Here is a 16,017-nt window from a genome sequence, read left to right on the forward strand (position 1 = left end):
AAAATCACGCCAGCCAGCTCACCATCGCCACCCCGGCGCGCTTCACCGCCATCGCCTGCAACAGCCGCACCAGATGCACCACCAGCGAGATCGCCGTCCACGCCGCTACGCCGATGATCCCCCAATCCGGCCGCCCCACCAGCAACCCGGCGAGCAATATCACCATGTTCGGATTGCGCCGCGCGGTGACGAGGCGAAAATCGCTGTCGAACTTCTGCCAGACATGGATGTGCATCCCGAAGCGGACGATGAACGCCCCCTCGATCAGCCGCTGCGCGACATAGCCGAACAGCATCGTGCCGATCACGATCCAGAACGTCTCGTCCGACAGCGCCCGGCCATAGGGCGCACACCCCGCCGCCCAGGCCCACCACCAGAACGGCGGATGGACCAGATCGACGCCGTGGTCCCATGCATTGCCTAGCTTCGACGAGGTGATCGTGCACCGCGCCAGCTTCCCGTCGACGGTATCCAGCACCATGAAGACCAGCCCGGTGGCGAGACCGGTCCAGAACCAGCCATACCAGAACGCCACCGTCGCCACGATGCACAGCACGCTGCCGATCGCGGTGATGCCGTTGGGGCTGATGCCGATCCGCGCCGATAGCTGCGTCAGCCGGAACGCCCATTCCGGCCAGAGATATTTGGTCAGGACATCTGTGACGCCCTTGTACGCACCTCTGTAGCTCAACCGCTCGATCGCCGGCACGGTGTCTGGGGTCAGCGGCTCCATGAACGGTCGTTCGCGCTTCCTCAGCGCCTCGTTCAGGATGCCCGCCTCGTCCTCTGCCTGCACGATCGTCAGGCCGGGGAGGCGGCGGCCGGCGAGCATCAGCGCCGCCGCCTCGTTCGCCTCGACCTCGCCGACATGCGCCAGCACCGGCCGGCCGTTTCGCGTCACGACCGTGCCGGGCCGCGACTTTAGATACGTGGTCCACATCGGATCGAACGCGTAATCCAGATGGGCGAGGATGATGGTGGGGCCCTGTTCGTCGAACCCCTGCGCCTGCGAGATGCGGCGCACGCGTTCGGCATTGGTCATGCCCCAGAGATGCGTGGAATTGTCGCCGATGGTGGCGAGCGCGGGAGAAGTCATGGGGGCGCGTTACCCCATCACGCTCGTTTGTCGAGCAGGTCCCGGATGACCCGTGCCGCGCGTGCGGGGGCTGACCCGCGGGTGTCACCCAGTGAGTCGCCTGCGAACCGTGCCTGGATCGCGGCAAACGAATCATGCACCGCCGGCGCCCGCGCCAGCATCGGCAGCAGATCGCCGACATCGTTCACGACCTCGCCACAGGTCCATTGCGCATAGGACGGATCGCCACGCCACTCGACGCCGCCCGCATTCAGGAAAACGCAGGGGCGCGGGCGTTGCAGGAACTCGATCACCTGGCTCGACGTATCGCCCAGATAGATGTCGGCGGCGGCGGTGTAGCTGCCATCGACCATTGCGAAACCGTCCATGTCGCAGTGGACGTTGGGCAGCCCGCGCACCTCGTCCATCACCGCCCGCACCTCCGGCGCGCCCTCCGCCAGTCGCTGGTGCGGCGCGAAGATCAGGTTCCAGCGGCCGTCCTGCGCGATCCGACGCACGGTATCGGCCCCCCATGCCCACCATGACGAGCGGTGTCGCTGCCAGTGCGGCGCATAGAGGATCGTCGGACGCGGCTCGGCAAAGGGCAGGGTGGTTATGCTCCGCTGCCGGAACGACGCCTTCACATATCCCGTCGCCACCACCCGCGCCGGATCGAAGCCTCGATCGAGATAGGTCGCGCGTTCCCGCTCGCTCGGCACCATCATCATCGCGGCGGCGCGGCGGCGGGGATCGTCGCGCGCGCTCATCGATCCGACGCCGTGCGAGGTCTTCACGAACGGCGTGCGCAGCGGCAACACGCGCGGCAGCCACAGGCTGGTCTGTTCCGCGCACACCGCCGCGCGCGCCCGCATCAGATGCGGCAACAGCCGGAGCAGTGTCGGGATTTTCGGCGGCAACGGAGGATTCTGCCCGTCCGCCGCACCCGCGATCCGCCGGAACCCCGGCACGCGACGGATGCGGACGCCGGCCAGCCCCTCGCTCCACCGGGTCAGCAGCGTTTCATGAACGGAGGTCGCCACCCACAGGTCGATCGCGACATCGCCGTCCGCCGCGAGCGCCTCGACGATCGGGTACAGATGCGGGATCAGCAACGTCTCGCCCAGAAACAGGAAGGCGACCGGACCCTGTCGGTTCAAGCGCCATGCTCCCGCCGCCAGCGTTCGATATCGTCGGGCCGGTCGATCTCCTGCCAGTGCGCGTCGCGCGGCACGGTGACGGCGGCGACCGCATCGACGCCTGCCAGCCGGTCGATGATCGCGTGGTGAAACGCGTGGATGCCGTCCGCCGCGCCGATCACCGCACGCAGGGCATCGGCATAGGCGCCACCGCCCTTCGACGCGACGACGCCGAGCGACCGGTGCGTCGCTCGCGCGGCATCCAGCGTCTTGCCGACCGCACGGACCCGGCCGTTCGCCACCTCGACCAGCATGTCGTCAAGCTCCGGCACGGTTAGCGTATCGACCACCAGCTTCACGCCGCGCCGCTCGTCGCTCACCGCGGCGGCGAGGATATCGGCGTCGAACACCGTATCGCCGTTCATCAGCACGAACGGATCGGTCAGGCAGGCGCGCGCCGCCCACACGCTGCCGATGCTGCTGCCCGCCGCCCAGAAGGGATTGAAGATCAGCTCGGTCGCCACCGCGCCGCTATGTCGCGCCAGATGCTCGGCGATCTGTTCGACCCGGTAACCGCCGACGACCACCGCATGACGAATTCCCGCCTGCTCCACCGCGCGCAGCTGATGATCTAGGATCGCGCGACCGCCCACCGGCACTAGGCATTTCGGAGTCTCCAGCGTCAGCGGTAACAGGCGCGAGCCTTGGCCCGCCGCGATGATGATCGCCTTCATGCGTATGTCCGTTTCCTGCCGCTCATCCGATCACGCGTAAGCCGCAATGGTGGTGGGATTGCGGCGATGTCGAAAGGGGCTGTCCTACAACTAACCAGATAGGATAGTTGGTCACCCTCAATCACGAATGGGGGCGGCCATGAACATCGATAAACTGATCGACGCGGTGATCGATCGCGAGGGCGGGTATGTCGATCATCCGGCGGATCGCGGCGGCGCGACCCGTTGGGGTATCACCGTCGCGGTAGCGCGCGCGCATGGCTGGCGCGGCGACATGCGGCATTTTCCGCGCAGTGCGGCGGCGACGATCTATCGCCGGCTCTACTGGGACCGGCCGAGGCTGGACGCGGTGGCGGCGCGCGCGCCGCTGGTCGCGGCCGAGCTGTTCGACACGGGCGTCAACATGGGGCCGGCGACCGCCGTCCTGTTCCTGCAACGCGTGCTGAACGCGCTCAATCGCGGCGCCACCGATTACGCCGATCTGACGCTCGACGGCCGCATCGGCCCGGCGACGCTGGCCGCGTTCGACGCCTTCCTCCGCACGCGCCGTGCTATCGGGGAGAACGTGCTGTTGAAGGCGATCGAGGCGTTGCAGGGCGCCCGCTACCTGACGCTCGCCGAAAAGCGCCCGGCTAATGAGGCGTTCCTCTATGGCTGGCTGGCGAACCGGGTGGGGGAACCGGCATGAGCGAGCAACGACTGCGCTACCGCGCGTTCCTCGCCGTCGTGCTGGCCACGCTGGTGGTCGCGCTGGCGCCGATCATCGTGTCGGGACTGCTCGGCAAGGTACTGCCCGATGGCCTGATCGCCACGTCGGACAAGGTGACGACGGGTCTCGTCACGCTGCTCGGCACGATCGGCGGCCTGTTGTTCCGCCGCGTCGATACGGGGACGGAGCGGTGAGGGCGGCGCTGCTCCCGGTTGCTGCGCTGTGCCTGAACGGGTGCGCGGCTGACTCGACGCAAACCACGATGGCGGATTCGCCGATCGTCCGCCTGCAACGCGCCCATGAAGCGGCGCGCGCCGTCTCCCTGCTGTTCCGGCCGTATCTGTCGCCAGCGCAAACCGCGCGGATCGATGCGCTCGGCCTGCTGGTCGATCGCGCGCTGGCGGCGGCGCAGGTCGCCCACGACCGGGCGTCCCGGCGGGCCGCGCTCACCGACGCGGCGGCCGCCGCCAATGCCTATCGGCTCGCCACCGGCGGCTGATCCTTTCCCTTGTTTATTCGGAGACATGATGATGCTGACGATCGCCAGCGATCTTTCCAATTTCACGTTGTCGGCGGGTGAGCCGTTCCTGCTCGACGTCCAGTTCCTCGACCCCGCCGGCGCAGTGATGCCGCTTGCGAGCCGCGCGTTCGTGCTGTCGTTCTATGGCGATGGTCGCGAAACGGTCGATTCGATCGCCGGGCAGCCGATGGCCGATGTCAGCGGCGCGTTCGTCCGCTTCGCCCGCGACGGTCGCCTGTCGGAGGCACTGTACGGCCAGCCAGTGATCGCCGAACTGGCGGAGCGATACCGGCTGGGCCGCGACGTGATCGCGACCGGCCTGATGACGGTGGCGGCGTCGGCGGGTGGCGTCGCGTCGCTCGACGGCGGCGTGACGGGCGCGATGGTCACGCGCGTGACGATCCGCGTGGGCGCCGATGGCGCGGCCTTCACGCAGCGACCGGTGCCGTTCGACGGCGGGGTCGCCGTACCGCCGCCCGCCGTCACGCTAGGGGCATTGAGCCTGTCCGGCGCGCTGACGGCGGGAACGGCGTCCACCGGGACGATCGCGGGGGCGGCGGACGGATCGACGCTGACCACCGACCTGCCGGGCTTGACGATCGACAGCGCCGCCCGTCGCTATGGGTTCGACGGCGTCGCGGCCGGCGGCGTCGCCGGATCGCTGACCGAGACGCTTGCCGGCGCGACCGGATCACCCCGATCGACCACGGCCGCCATCGTCGCGGCACCAGCCCCGACACCCACGCCCACGCCCACACCCAAGCCAACCGACGTCGTGCTCGCGCCGTATATCGCGGGGCCGACCAACGCCGGAACGCTATCCAGCCTAGGCTATCGCGACACCGGATCGGCGGCCCAGACGGTCGGCGCGCGGTTCCGCCGGGCGACCAACACGGCCGATTTCTATTTCCGGATGACCGGGTCGGACGACGGGATGGTGTTCCGGATCATCGACGACGATCATTACCGTCTGTCGCGGCTGGCCGGCGGCGTGATGGATGACGTCAGCGGTTTCACCTATCGCACCTTCGCGCCGCGACTGGTGGCACAGCCCGGCACCGCGATGATCGCGTTGCAGACGGCGCCGGATGGCAGCGCCGGCTTCTATCAGGACGGCGTGCTGGTATCGGCATGGGTGTCGGCGGAGCTGCTCGACGCCTTGCAACCGGTACGCGGCACTGGCGTGCGCTTCGTCGTTACCGTCGGGCCGGCGATGGCGGACGTGACCTGGGGCGCGCTGGTCGCGCCGCTGGCGATCCGGTCGGCGACGTTCGATGCCGCCACCCGCACGATCGATCTGGCGATCGACTATAGCGGCAGTCCCGATGGCTATGACCATGCGCTCGACGGCGGCAACTGGACGCCCGCGCCAACGCTGTCGTCATCCGCCGCCGGGCAGGCGGTGGTCCGGGTGCCGGCACTGGCGGCGGCCTATCGCGGCACCGTGTCGGTCGCCTTGCGTCAGCGGAACCTGCCATCGGTCACGGCGACCGTCACCGTCAGCGTTTAAGGCCGGGCGAGCGGCCGCAGGCGATACACCGATTGCGGCAACTCGCCGATCTGCACGGTGCCGACCAGATCATACCGTGTGGCGACCGCCCGTTCGACCAGGACCCGCGTCGCCGGATTGGTCGCGGGCTTCGGCGCCCGCATCACGATCACGCCAGGTCGCGCGGCCAGCAACCGCGCGACCTCGGCCACCGGATCGATGCCCGTTCCCCTAATCTCGCTGATCTGGCCCAGATGGCTGCGAAAAACGTACCGGGTCGGCAGGCACGACCGCGTCAGATAATACAGGATAGGTTCCGCCCCGAACGTGAACAGGCAACCGCGTGGTGCCGGCCCGATCATATCGACCAGCCGCGTGATCTGCGCCGCCGTCCCGCGTCGCTCGACCCTTACAACGGACATCGTGACCCCACCGATCGCCCCGAAGATCAGAACCACGGCCACCACCTGCCGGCTTGCCCAGCGGCAATGGCGATCCAGCCCCAGCGCCGCTGCGATCGACAGCGGCAAAGCGAGCGGCAACCAGTACAACAGTTCGCACGTCCCCATGATGTAGATCGCGACCAGCGCCGCGCCCACCCAGGCGAGCGGCCAGGCACCACGCCGCCGTCCTCGCCACGCCATCAGCAACAGCGGGGCCGACAGCGCCAGCGCACCCGCCACCTTGGGCACGTCGGTCCAGAACGTGTCGTCGTCCTGCTGTCCGAAGATCGACAGGAAATTGGCGAACACGAACGCCGCGTCATGGCCGGCAAGCGCATAGACGCTCCAGGCAAGCGCGGTCGGCACCAGCGCGGCGGCGACCCAGCAGGCGGCGTCGATCGCCAGTCCCGGCAACGGCCGCTCCGCCCGGTACGGCGTCCACATCAGCGTCAGGCCAAAGAAGATGCCCTCGAACATCGCGGTGTATTTCACCTGCATCGCCACGCCGACGAGCAGCATGGCCAGCGTCCCCCGCTCGCGTACGCGATCCTTGGCCGCCATCGCATCGACCACGATCAGCGCCGCGCCGGCCATCAGCGCGTTGCCCCACACCGCGGACTGCCCGCCCGCCCCATCGAACACGACCAGCCAGATCAGATAGAACAGCCCCCCGGCAAAGGCGGCATCGCGCGTCGTGAACCGCCCGGCGATCCGTGTCACCAGAAACGCGGTGCCCGCCGCCGTCAATGTCGCGGCCAACTGGTACATCAGAATGCCGTTGCCGCCGATCGACCGGATCGCGGCAAAGATCAGGAACAGCCCCACCGGCTTGCGATCGAAGATATCGACGAACGGCCATGCGCCGTGCAGCATCCGGTCGCCGACCAGCAGATAGAATTGCTCGTCGCTATGGATCACCGGATTGCCGTACAGCGCCCCGCGCGTCGCGATCGCGGCGGCCAGCAGCAGCAGGAACTGCGCGGTGGCGGACGCGGGCACGCGCCAGTCCCGCCAGGCCGGCTGAAGAAGGACGACGGGCCGGATCGAGACGGAAGACGACATCGCCGCTGCCCCTAGTGCCGAACCGGGCGCGTGTCTGCCATGTCCGCGGTATAATTCTACAGACAGGCCTCCAGATACGCCTGATCGAAGCCGAACTGCTTGGCCTTTTCCAGCGTATAGGGGCGCAGGCCCATCGATCGGTACTCACCGATTATCTTGCCGTCGGCGCTTTCGTCCAGATATTCGAACTTGAACAGCTCCTGCGTCACGATCACCGGGCCTTCCATGCCGATGACTTCGGTGACGTTGGTGACACGGCGCGACCCGTCGCGCAGGCGCTTCACCTGGATGATGAGTTCGACCGAATCGGCGATCTGGCGGCTGATCGCTTCCTTGGGCACCTTGATGTCCGACATCATCACCATGTTCTCCATCCGGGCCAGCGCCTCGCGCGGGGAGTTGGCGTGGAGGGTGCACATCGATCCGTCGTGGCCGGTGTTCATCGCCGCCAGCATGTCGAAACATTCGGAGCCACGGATTTCGCCCAGGATGATCCGGTCCGGCCGCATACGCAGCGCGTTCTTCACCAGATCGCGGATCGAGATCTCGCCCTGACCCTCCAGATTGGCCGGCCGGGTTTCCAGCGGCAGCCAGTGCGGCTGCTGCAGGCGAAGCTCGGCCGCGTCCTCGATCGTCAGCACGCGCTCACCCGGGTCGATCATCTTCGACAGGGCGTTCAGCATCGTCGTCTTGCCCGAACCCGTGCCGCCGGAGATCACGACGTTGAACCGGCTGGCGCCCGCGATCTTCAGCGCGGTCGCCATCTTCGGGCTCATGCTGCCGAAACCTGCCATCATGTCGATGGTGATCGGCTTGGCGGAGAATTTACGGATCGAGATCGCCGTGCCGCGCAAGGACAGCGGCGGCACGATCACGTTGACGCGGCTGCCGTCCTTCAACCGGGCGTCGGCCAGCGGCGACGTCTGGTCGACCCGGCGGCCGACCGAATTGACGATGCGCTGCGCGATCTGGAACAGATGCTCCTCGTCGCGGAACTGCACCTGCGCCAGTTCCAGCTTGCCCTTGCGCTCGACATAGGTCTGGTCGGGGCCGTTGACCATGATGTCGCTGATGTTCGGATCGGCCAGCAGCTCCTCCAGCGGCCCCAGACCCAGCAGCTCGTCGACCAGCACCTTTTCCAGCGCGAACTGCTCGCGGCGGTTGAGGGTGAGCTTCAACTCGGCCAGCACCTCGCCGATGATCGGGCGGAATTCCTCGGCCAGCTCGTCCTTGCCCAGCGTCGCTGCGGCTTCCGGATCGACGCGTTCCAGCAGGCGGGGGAGAACCTGTTCCTTGATCTTGTGGATCGAGCTTTCGAACCCCTCGACCCGGCTGTTGCCCGCCTCGCCCGACGAATTCTGGCGATCGGACAGGCGCTGCATCGCATCGACGGTCGCGCCCGACATGCCGACATCGCCGTCACCCGACAACGCGCCGAGATCGATCGGCGGAAATTGCTGGCCGCCCTCCTCGGCGCGTGTTTCGGTACGGGGCACCGGGCCGCCGCCCTGCATCGGCCGCGCGACGCCGAACGCCGGCCTCACCGGCTGACCACCACTCACGCCACTACGCCGACCGAACGCGCTCATGCCCAAACCTCTCGAGTTGACCGAAGGGTTAAGGGCCAAGCTTTACCATTTACCTAACCTGCCGTGCCGCCCCCGGCCTCGCGGTCCAGCAACACCCGCTTGCGGTCGGGGCCATAGGCATAGCCGCCGATCCCGCCATCGCCGCGCAGGATGCGGTGGCAGGGGATGATGACCGCTAGGTCATTCGCCCCGCACGCACTGCCGACCGCGCGCATCGCGGTGGCGTGGCCGGCAAGCGCCGCCAGCTCGGTATAGCTGCGCGTCTCGCCCGGCGGGATCGTGCGCAGCGCCCGCCACACCGATTCCTGAAACGCCGTCCCGCGCACGTCGAGCGGCAGGTCGGCATCGCGCCCCGGCGTCTCGACCATCGCCACCACCTCGTTGGCCCACGCGTCCAGCGCCGCATCGCCCGGCCGGATCGTGGCGCGCGGGAAGTGCTGCGCCAGCGTCGTCTCGTCCTCGTCGAACGCCACGCGGCACAGCCCCTTGCCCGTCGCCGCGATCAGCAGCGGCCCCAGGCTGGTGTCGGCCCGCGTCCACCGGATCGTCTCACCCGGCGCGCCCCGCCGCCGCTGGGCGGGCGTCATGCCCAGTCGCGGCGCGGTTTCGTCGTAAAAGCGGCTGGGCGCGGCATAGCCCGCGTCATAGATCGCCGCCGTCACGCTGTCGCTCGTCGCCAGCACCGCGGCGGCGCGCTCGGCCCGGCGCGCACGCATATAGGCGGCGGGGCTGATCCCCGTCGCGCGCACGAACAGCCGCTGGAAATGATGCGGTGCATAGCCCACCCGCGCCGCCAGATCGGCCAGCGTCGGCGTCGCGCCGGTATCCAGCAGCGCGGCGGCCGCCGCCACCGCCGTCCGGTCGCGCGCCACCGCATCGGGCAGGCAACGCCTGCACGCGCGATACCCCGCCGCCCGCGCCGCGCCGCCATCGGCATAGAACCGGACATGCTCGCGCTTCGGACGCCGCGCCGGGCAGCTCGGCCGGCAATAGATCTGCGTGCTGGTCACCGCGACGACGAAGCGATCGTCGGCGGCCCGGTCGCGCGCCGAAAAGGCGGCCCAGGCCGCGTCGGTATCGATGGTGGCGCCGTTATGATTCTCAGGGTCGTTCATGACACCGCTATAGCGCGTCCGTCGCGCCGGCTCATCCCGGCGCTTGCGATCAAAGCGCGGCCATCCGCTTCACATCCGCCTCGCCGTCCGCCAGCGACCGTACGCGGCCCAGCCCCTTGCTGATGTCACCACCTGCCCGCGGCGAGAAGACGCGGGCGCGACTATAGAGGTCACCCGCCATCGCGTACCGCCCCTCCGCCTCCGCGCACAGCGCCAGGTTGAACAGCGTCGATCCGTTGTCGGGCGCCATCCGGTCGACATCCGCGAAGGTGCGGCAGGCGGCGGACTGGTCGGTCTTGGTCAGCCGCACCGCCTGATTGAACCGGTCGGCGGTGTCATGCGCCAACCCGTCACGGTTCTCCTGCACGCGGATCGTATAGCGTTCGCGGTGCGGGGCGAGATCGAGCCGCACCGCCCGCGCGATCGATTCGGTCATCACGTCCACCGCCAGCTCGACGACCGGCTCGACGCCGCTATCCTCGCACCACGACCCGCTGTCGTCGCGCGTCTGTGGCATGGCATAGAGCGTCCGCCCGTCGCTGCGGCGGACCAGTTGCAGATCGGCACGCAACCGGATGGTCCGCGTCGTGCAGCCGACCCGGTACGACACCCGCCGCACGCATTTGCCGTCCTTCTTCTCGGTGCAGCGCTCACGCGCCTCGGTATAGTCGTTCTCCTCGACCGCGACATCGGCCTGTCCGCGCAACAGGCCATCGGGGCGCAGCGACGTCGGCACCAACCGGGGGTGCGGCACGCCGCTCGTCTCCAGTTCCTCCAGTTGCCGCTCGATCGCGATCCCCAGTTGCTCGCCCGCCCGCCCGGACAGCGTATCGACGCCGATCGTCGGCAGGAAACTGGCCTCCCGCGCGGTGGCGGCGAAGATGCCCTCGATGCGCAGCGTCTCGGCCCGGGCGGGCAGGGCGTTCGCAATTGCCACGATCGTCACTGCCATCCCCATCGCACCGCGCATCGTCTGTATCCCCGCTCGTTCAAGCGACCGATACGGCCCTGATCCTGAATGCGGACTGTCCGCCGTCTTGCATCCGCGCCACCCCCATGCTAGCCGCGCCGCAGCCTATCGGCAGCGCTTTTCGGCGCTCCGTTTCCTATGGGCAAAACCGTTCTGATGACGAGGAATTCCGGGTCCGTGGAGACAGCTGGCGGTATTCAGGCAAGCTTGGGCGGTCGCTATGCCGTGGCGCTGTTCGACCTTGCGCGCGAATCGAAGAGCATCGAGGTGGTGGAAGCCAGCCTCGCCACGATTCGTGACGCCCTGTCGCAGTCGGTCGATCTGCGCCGGCTGACGACCAGTCCGCTGATCGCGCGCGGCGCGGCGGTGAAGGCCGTGCTGGCCGTCGCCGACCAGCTCGGTGTCGATCCGACGACGAAGAATTTCCTCGGCGTCCTCGCTGAAAACCGCCGCCTCGGCCAGTTGTCGGCGATCGCCCGCGCGTTTCGCACGCTCGCCGCCCGCCACCGTGGCGAAATGTCGGCTGAAGTGACCAGCGCCCACCCGCTCACCGACGATCAGGTCGGCGAGCTAAAGCAGCAGCTGCGCCAGCGCGTCGGCCGCGACGTGTCGGTCGACCTGTCGGTCGATCCCGCATTGCTCGGTGGACTGGTGGTCCGCCTCGGTTCCCAGATGATCGATTCGTCGATCCGCACCCGTTTGAACGCTCTCGCGCACGCGATGAAAGGCTGAGTTGATGGATATCCGCGCCGCAGAAATCTCGAAGGTCATCAAGGACCAGATCGCCAGTTTCGGTGACCAGGCACAGGTCTCCGAGACCGGTCAGGTGCTGTCGGTCGGCGACGGCATCGCCCGCATCTATGGCCTCGACAATGTCCAGGCCGGCGAAATGGTCGAATTCGCCAACGGCGTGCAGGGCATGGCCCTGAACCTCGAAGCCGATAACGTCGGCGTCGTGATCTTCGGCTCGGATGCCGAGATCAAGGAAGGTGACGTCGTCAAGCGCACCGGCACGATCGTCGACGTCCCCGTGGGCAAGGGTCTGCTCGGCCGCGTGGTCGATGGCCTCGGCAATCCGATCGATGGCAAGGGCCCGATCGTCGCCGAGAAGCGCAGCCGCGTCGAGGTGAAGGCGCCGGGAATCATCCCGCGCCAGTCGGTCAGCGAGCCGATGCAGTCGGGCCTGAAGGCGATCGACGCGCTTGTGCCGGTCGGCCGTGGCCAGCGCGAACTCATCATCGGCGATCGCCAGACCGGCAAGTCCGCCGTCGCGATCGACGCCTTCATCAACCAGAAGGGCGTGAACGCCGGCACCGACGAATCGAAGAAGCTGTACTGCGTCTATGTCGCGGTCGGCCAGAAGCGCTCGACCGTCGCCCAGCTCGTGAAGACGCTCGAAGAGAATGGCGCGATGGAATATTCCATCGTCGTCGCCGCGACCGCATCCGAGCCCGCACCGCTCCAGTTCCTCGCGCCCTATACCGGCACCGCGATGGGCGAGTATTTCCGTGACAACGGCATGCACGCGCTGATCGTGTTCGACGATCTGTCGAAGCAGGCGGTTGCCTATCGCCAGATGTCGCTGCTGCTGCGCCGCCCGCCGGGCCGTGAAGCCTATCCCGGCGACGTGTTTTATCTCCACTCGCGCCTGCTGGAGCGCGCCGCCAAGATGTCGGACGCGAACGGCGGCGGCTCGCTGACCGCGTTGCCGATCATCGAGACGCAGGCCGGCGACGTATCCGCGTACATCCCGACCAACGTGATCTCGATCACCGACGGCCAGATCTTCCTCGAAACCGACCTGTTCTTCGCGGGCATCCGCCCGGCGATCAACGTCGGCCTGTCGGTCAGCCGCGTCGGCTCGGCCGCCCAGACCAAGGCAATGAAGAAGGTGTCCGGCTCGATCAAGCTGGAGCTGGCGCAGTACCGCGAAATGGCGGCCTTCGCGCAGTTCGGCTCTGACCTCGACGCCTCGACGCAGAAACTGCTGAACCGCGGTGCGCGCCTGACCGAGTTGCTCAAGCAGAAGCAGTTCGCGCCGATGCCGTTCGAGGAACAGACCGCGTCGATCTTCGCGGGGACGCAAGGCTATATCGACAAGGTGCCGGTGGCGGACGTGACGCGGTACGAAACCGCGATGCTGTCCGACCTGCGCGCCAACCACGCCGGCGTCCTCACCAAGATCCGCGAAACCCGCGATCTGGGTGACGAGGCGAAGGCGGGGCTGAAGGCCGCGCTCGACCAGTTCGCGAAGACCTTCGCGTAAACATCTGACCGGATAGCAGCATGGCGAGCCTGAAGGCCCTCAAGATCCGCATCGGCTCGGTGAAGTCGACGCAGAAGATCACCAAGGCGATGAAGATGGTCGCCGCCGCCAAGCTGCGCCGTGCGCAGGAGGCGGCGCAGAACGGCCGTCCCTACGCCGAGCGGCTGGAACAGGTCATGGCGTCGCTTGCCGGCCGGATCAGCGGCGTCGGCGCGTCGCCGCTGCTGGCGGGCACCGGCAAGGACCAGGTTCATCTGATCGTTGTCGCCACCTCCGAACGGGGTCTGGCCGGCGCGTTCAACACCAACATCGTCCGCGCCGCCCGCCGCAAGGCGGACGAACTGACCGCGCAGGGCAAGACGGTGAAGTTCTACCTCGCCGGCAAGAAGGGGCGGGTGCTCCGTCGTTTCTACCCCACCGCGATCCTCGCCGATCACGAAATGGGCGCGATCAAGAAGCTGACGTTCGACGACGCCCGCGTCGTCGCCGACGACATCATCGCCCGTTACCTGAACGGCGAATTTGACGTCGCGCACCTGTTCTATTCGAAGTTCGTGTCGGCGCTGGTGCAGGAGCCCACGGGTATCCAGATCGTCCCCGTGCCGCTAGCCGCGAAAACCGGCGTGAACAAAGTCGAAGCGACCAGCGGCGGCGCGGTGACGGAATACGAACCGGACGAGGAAACCATCCTCGCCGATCTGCTGCCGCGCAACGTAGCGATCCAGATCTTCCGCGCGCTCCTCGAAAATGCGGCCTCCGAACAAGGTAGCCGCATGAACGCGATGGAGAACGCGACCAAGAATGCCGGCGACATGATCAAGCGCCTCTCCATCCAGTACAACCGCGCCCGCCAGGCCGCGATCACGACCGAACTGGTCGAGATCATTTCTGGCGCGGAAGCGCTTTAACGCCTCGAAGCAGGAAGAACGCCATGGCAACCGCCGCTGAAGATATCCGCCAGACCACTGGCGCCACCAATAACGTCGGCACGATCTCGCAGGTCATCGGCGCGGTCGTCGACGTGCATTTCCCCGAGCAGCTGCCGGCGATCCTGTCTGCGCTGGAAACCAGCAACAACGGCAACAAGCTGGTGCTGGAAGTCGCGCAGCATCTGGGCGAGAACACCGTCCGCACGATCGCGATGGACGCGACCGAGGGTCTGACCCGCGGCCAGACCGTCACCGATACCGGCGCGCAGATCAGCGTCCCCGTCGGCCCCGCGACGCTCGGCCGCATCATGAACGTCATCGGCGAGCCGATCGACGAGCGTGGTCCCGTCCTCACCGACCTGCGCAGCCCGATCCACGCCGATGCGCCGCTGTTCGTCGACCAGTCGACCGAAAACGCCATCCTCGTCACCGGCATCAAGGTCATCGATCTGCTGGCCCCCTATGCGAAGGGCGGCAAGATCGGCCTGTTCGGCGGCGCCGGCGTCGGCAAGACCGTGCTGATCCAGGAACTCATCAACAACATCGCCAAGGGTCACGGCGGCACGTCGGTGTTCGCCGGCGTCGGCGAGCGTACCCGCGAGGGTAACGACCTCTACCACGAATTCCTCGACGCGGGCGTCATCGCCAAGGATGCCGACGGCAATCCGACCAGCGAGGGATCGAAGGTCGCGCTGGTGTTCGGCCAGATGAACGAGCCGCCGGGCGCCCGCGCCCGTGTCGCCCTGTCGGGCCTGACGATCGCCGAATATTTCCGCGATCAGGAAGGGCAGGACGTCCTGTTCTTCGTCGACAACATCTTCCGCTTCACCCAGGCGGGAGCCGAAGTGTCGGCGCTGCTCGGCCGCATTCCCTCGGCCGTGGGCTATCAGCCGACGCTGTCGACCGACATGGGCGCGCTGCAGGAGCGGATCACGTCCACGAACAAGGGCTCGATCACCTCGGTACAGGCCGTGTACGTTCCCGCCGACGATCTTACCGATCCGGCACCGGCCACGTCGTTCGCGCATCTTGACGCCACGACGGTGCTGAACCGCGCGATTTCGGAACTGGGCATCTACCCGGCGGTCGATCCGCTCGACTCGACGTCACGCGTCCTCGAACCCCGCGTCGTCGGCCAGGATCACTACGACACCGCCCGCGCGGTCCAGTCGCTGCTCCAGCGGTACAAGTCGCTGCAGGACATCATCGCCATCCTCGGCATGGACGAGCTGTCCGAAGAGGATAAGCTGACCGTCACGCGCGCCCGCAAGATCCAGAAGTTCCTCAGCCAGCCGTTCCACGTCGCCGAGGTCTTTACCGGCATCAGCGGCAAGTTCGTGCAGATCGAGGACACGATCCGCAGCTTCAAGGGCGTGGTGAACGGCGAATATGATCACCTGCCCGAAGCCGCCTTCTACATGGTCGGCGGCATCGACGAAGCCGTCGCCAAGGCCGAGAAGATGGCACAGGAGGCGTAAAGCCTGCATCTCCCCTCCCGCGAGCGGGAGGGGACGGGGGTGGGCCTGTCGAGGGCGCGCTTCCATGCCCACCCCCAGCCCCTCCCGCGTACGGGCGGGGAGCGAGACATTCCATGCTCCACTTCGAACTCGTCACGCCCGAAAAGCTCCTCCGCTCGGAGGAAGTCCACATGGTCGTCGTCCCCGGCACCGAGGGTGATTTCGGCGTGCTGGAGGGCCACGCCCCCTTCATGTCCACCGTCCGCGACGGCATCATCTCGATCTATCGCAGCCAGGGCGGCACCCCCGAAACCGTCGCCATCAAGAGCGGCTTTGCCGAGGTCAACGCCAAGGGCCTGACGATCCTCGCCGAACACGCGGGCTGAGGCGGGTACCCTACCCGCTGTCTGCTCCCTGGCGAAGGCCGGGGTTGGCCGCGAAGGACAGGGCCACGGAGCACAGCGCGTGTCCGCGGTAAAACGTCTGACCTGACCCTGGCTTCTGCCGGGGAGCAGGATCGATC

The 16,017-nt window shown here is 67.5% G+C and carries 16 protein-coding genes; 9 read left to right on the forward strand and 7 right to left on the reverse strand.

Annotated elements, in window-relative coordinates; genetic code table 11:
- Window positions 1-4: 4 nt before the first annotated feature.
- From ASG67_RS02245 to ASG67_RS02255, 3 genes are read right to left on the reverse strand one after another with little or no spacing between them, the layout of a single operon-like run.
- Window positions 5-1,096: a CDP-alcohol phosphatidyltransferase family protein gene (locus ASG67_RS02245; RefSeq protein ID WP_056524630.1), complete on the reverse strand. Its 1,092-nt coding sequence runs from the start codon at window positions 1,094-1,096 to the stop codon at window positions 5-7.
- Window positions 1,097-1,113: 17 nt separating this feature from the next.
- Window positions 1,114-2,232: a hypothetical protein gene (locus tag ASG67_RS02250; protein WP_156460602.1), complete on the reverse strand. Its 1,119-nt coding sequence runs from the start codon at window positions 2,230-2,232 to the stop codon at window positions 1,114-1,116.
- On the reverse strand, window positions 2,229-2,945 hold the full coding sequence (locus tag ASG67_RS02255; protein WP_056524637.1) for an NTP transferase domain-containing protein: 717 nt from the start codon (window positions 2,943-2,945) through the stop codon (window positions 2,229-2,231). The genes ASG67_RS02250 and ASG67_RS02255 overlap by 4 nt, the downstream gene beginning before the upstream one ends.
- A 139-nt stretch (window positions 2,946-3,084) precedes the next feature.
- Here ASG67_RS02255 and ASG67_RS02260 point away from each other — a divergent pair, with 139 nt between their 5' ends.
- Genes ASG67_RS02260 through ASG67_RS02275 form a run of 4 tightly spaced genes read left to right on the forward strand, consistent with a single transcriptional unit; the run spans window position 3,085 to window position 5,684 of the window.
- A complete protein-coding gene (locus ASG67_RS02260; protein WP_056526315.1) occupies window positions 3,085-3,633 on the forward strand; it encodes a glycoside hydrolase family 108 protein in 549 nt (182 codons plus the stop codon).
- Window positions 3,630-3,848: a hypothetical protein gene (locus ASG67_RS02265; protein ID WP_056524640.1), complete on the forward strand. Its 219-nt coding sequence runs from the start codon at window positions 3,630-3,632 to the stop codon at window positions 3,846-3,848. The genes ASG67_RS02260 and ASG67_RS02265 overlap by 4 nt, the downstream gene beginning before the upstream one ends.
- Window positions 3,845-4,153, forward strand: a complete 309-nt coding sequence (locus ASG67_RS02270; protein ID WP_056524643.1) for a hypothetical protein — start codon at window positions 3,845-3,847, stop codon at window positions 4,151-4,153. The genes ASG67_RS02265 and ASG67_RS02270 overlap by 4 nt, the downstream gene beginning before the upstream one ends.
- Window positions 4,154-4,181: 28 nt before the next feature.
- The gene (locus ASG67_RS02275; protein WP_156460603.1) at window positions 4,182-5,684 is read left to right on the forward strand and encodes a hypothetical protein; all 1,503 of its coding nucleotides are present in this window, start codon (window positions 4,182-4,184) and stop codon (window positions 5,682-5,684) included.
- On the opposite strand, the gene ASG67_RS02280 is transcribed toward ASG67_RS02275, so the two are convergent.
- From ASG67_RS02280 to ASG67_RS02295, 4 genes are read right to left on the reverse strand one after another with little or no spacing between them, the layout of a single operon-like run.
- Entirely contained in the window at window positions 5,681-7,168 is a 1,488-nt protein-coding gene (locus ASG67_RS02280; RefSeq protein WP_056524649.1) for a glycosyltransferase family 39 protein, read from the reverse strand. The two genes, ASG67_RS02275 and ASG67_RS02280, sit on opposite strands and share 4 nt — an antisense overlap.
- Window positions 7,169-7,224: 56 nt before the next feature.
- Complete coding sequence (locus ASG67_RS02285) at window positions 7,225-8,757, reverse strand: CpaF family protein (protein ID WP_056524653.1); 1,533 nt, start codon at window positions 8,755-8,757, stop codon at window positions 7,225-7,227.
- 53 nt (window positions 8,758-8,810) lie between these two features.
- The gene (locus ASG67_RS02290) at window positions 8,811-9,872 is read right to left on the reverse strand and encodes a bifunctional transcriptional activator/DNA repair enzyme AdaA (protein ID WP_056524655.1); all 1,062 of its coding nucleotides are present in this window, start codon (window positions 9,870-9,872) and stop codon (window positions 8,811-8,813) included.
- 49 nt (window positions 9,873-9,921) lie between these two features.
- The gene (locus tag ASG67_RS02295; protein WP_056524658.1) at window positions 9,922-10,842 is read right to left on the reverse strand and encodes a hypothetical protein; all 921 of its coding nucleotides are present in this window, start codon (window positions 10,840-10,842) and stop codon (window positions 9,922-9,924) included.
- A gap of 177 nt (window positions 10,843-11,019) precedes the next feature.
- On the opposite strand from ASG67_RS02295, the gene ASG67_RS02300 reads away from it, so the two are divergent.
- From ASG67_RS02300 to ASG67_RS02320, 5 genes are all read left to right on the forward strand, one after another.
- On the forward strand, window positions 11,020-11,574 hold the full coding sequence (locus ASG67_RS02300; RefSeq protein WP_056526318.1) for a F0F1 ATP synthase subunit delta: 555 nt from the start codon (window positions 11,020-11,022) through the stop codon (window positions 11,572-11,574).
- Between the two features lie 4 nt (window positions 11,575-11,578).
- Window positions 11,579-13,108 (forward strand): F0F1 ATP synthase subunit alpha, encoded by a 1,530-nt coding sequence (atpA, locus tag ASG67_RS02305; protein WP_056524661.1) that lies wholly within the window; start codon window positions 11,579-11,581, stop codon window positions 13,106-13,108.
- Between the two features lie 20 nt (window positions 13,109-13,128).
- Window positions 13,129-14,016 (forward strand): F0F1 ATP synthase subunit gamma, encoded by an 888-nt coding sequence (locus ASG67_RS02310; protein ID WP_056524664.1) that lies wholly within the window; start codon window positions 13,129-13,131, stop codon window positions 14,014-14,016.
- A gap of 23 nt (window positions 14,017-14,039) precedes the next feature.
- Window positions 14,040-15,515 (forward strand): F0F1 ATP synthase subunit beta, encoded by a 1,476-nt coding sequence (gene atpD / locus ASG67_RS02315; protein WP_056524667.1) that lies wholly within the window; start codon window positions 14,040-14,042, stop codon window positions 15,513-15,515.
- A 113-nt stretch (window positions 15,516-15,628) separates the two neighbouring features.
- Entirely contained in the window at window positions 15,629-15,880 is a 252-nt protein-coding gene (locus tag ASG67_RS02320) for an ATP synthase F1 subunit epsilon (RefSeq protein WP_056524670.1), read from the forward strand.
- The last annotated feature ends 137 nt before the right edge of the window (window positions 15,881-16,017 follow it).

The organism is Sphingomonas sp. Leaf339, from assembly GCF_001426195.1.
GTDB lineage: Bacteria > Pseudomonadota > Alphaproteobacteria > Sphingomonadales > Sphingomonadaceae > Sphingomonas.

Coding starts and splice junctions, on each gene's coding strand:
- ASG67_RS02260 (WP_056526315.1), top strand. CDS start 3,085: ATGAACATCGATAAACTGATCGACGCGGTGATCGATCGCGAGGGCGGG.
- atpD (WP_056524667.1), top strand. CDS start 14,040: ATGGCAACCGCCGCTGAAGATATCCGCCAGACCACTGGCGCCACCAAT.
- ASG67_RS02245 (WP_056524630.1), bottom strand. CDS start 1,096: ATGACTTCTCCCGCGCTCGCCACCATCGGCGACAATTCCACGCATCTC.
- ASG67_RS02265 (WP_056524640.1), top strand. CDS start 3,630: ATGAGCGAGCAACGACTGCGCTACCGCGCGTTCCTCGCCGTCGTGCTG.
- ASG67_RS02310 (WP_056524664.1), top strand. CDS start 13,129: ATGGCGAGCCTGAAGGCCCTCAAGATCCGCATCGGCTCGGTGAAGTCG.
- ASG67_RS02255 (WP_056524637.1), bottom strand. CDS start 2,945: ATGAAGGCGATCATCATCGCGGCGGGCCAAGGCTCGCGCCTGTTACCG.
- atpA (WP_056524661.1), top strand. CDS start 11,579: ATGGATATCCGCGCCGCAGAAATCTCGAAGGTCATCAAGGACCAGATC.
- ASG67_RS02290 (WP_056524655.1), bottom strand. CDS start 9,872: ATGAACGACCCTGAGAATCATAACGGCGCCACCATCGATACCGACGCG.
- ASG67_RS02295 (WP_056524658.1), bottom strand. CDS start 10,842: ATGCGCGGTGCGATGGGGATGGCAGTGACGATCGTGGCAATTGCGAAC.
- ASG67_RS02320 (WP_056524670.1), top strand. CDS start 15,629: ATGCTCCACTTCGAACTCGTCACGCCCGAAAAGCTCCTCCGCTCGGAG.
- ASG67_RS02280 (WP_056524649.1), bottom strand. CDS start 7,168: ATGTCGTCTTCCGTCTCGATCCGGCCCGTCGTCCTTCTTCAGCCGGCC.
- ASG67_RS02285 (WP_056524653.1), bottom strand. CDS start 8,757: ATGAGCGCGTTCGGTCGGCGTAGTGGCGTGAGTGGTGGTCAGCCGGTG.
- ASG67_RS02275 (WP_156460603.1), top strand. CDS start 4,182: ATGATGCTGACGATCGCCAGCGATCTTTCCAATTTCACGTTGTCGGCG.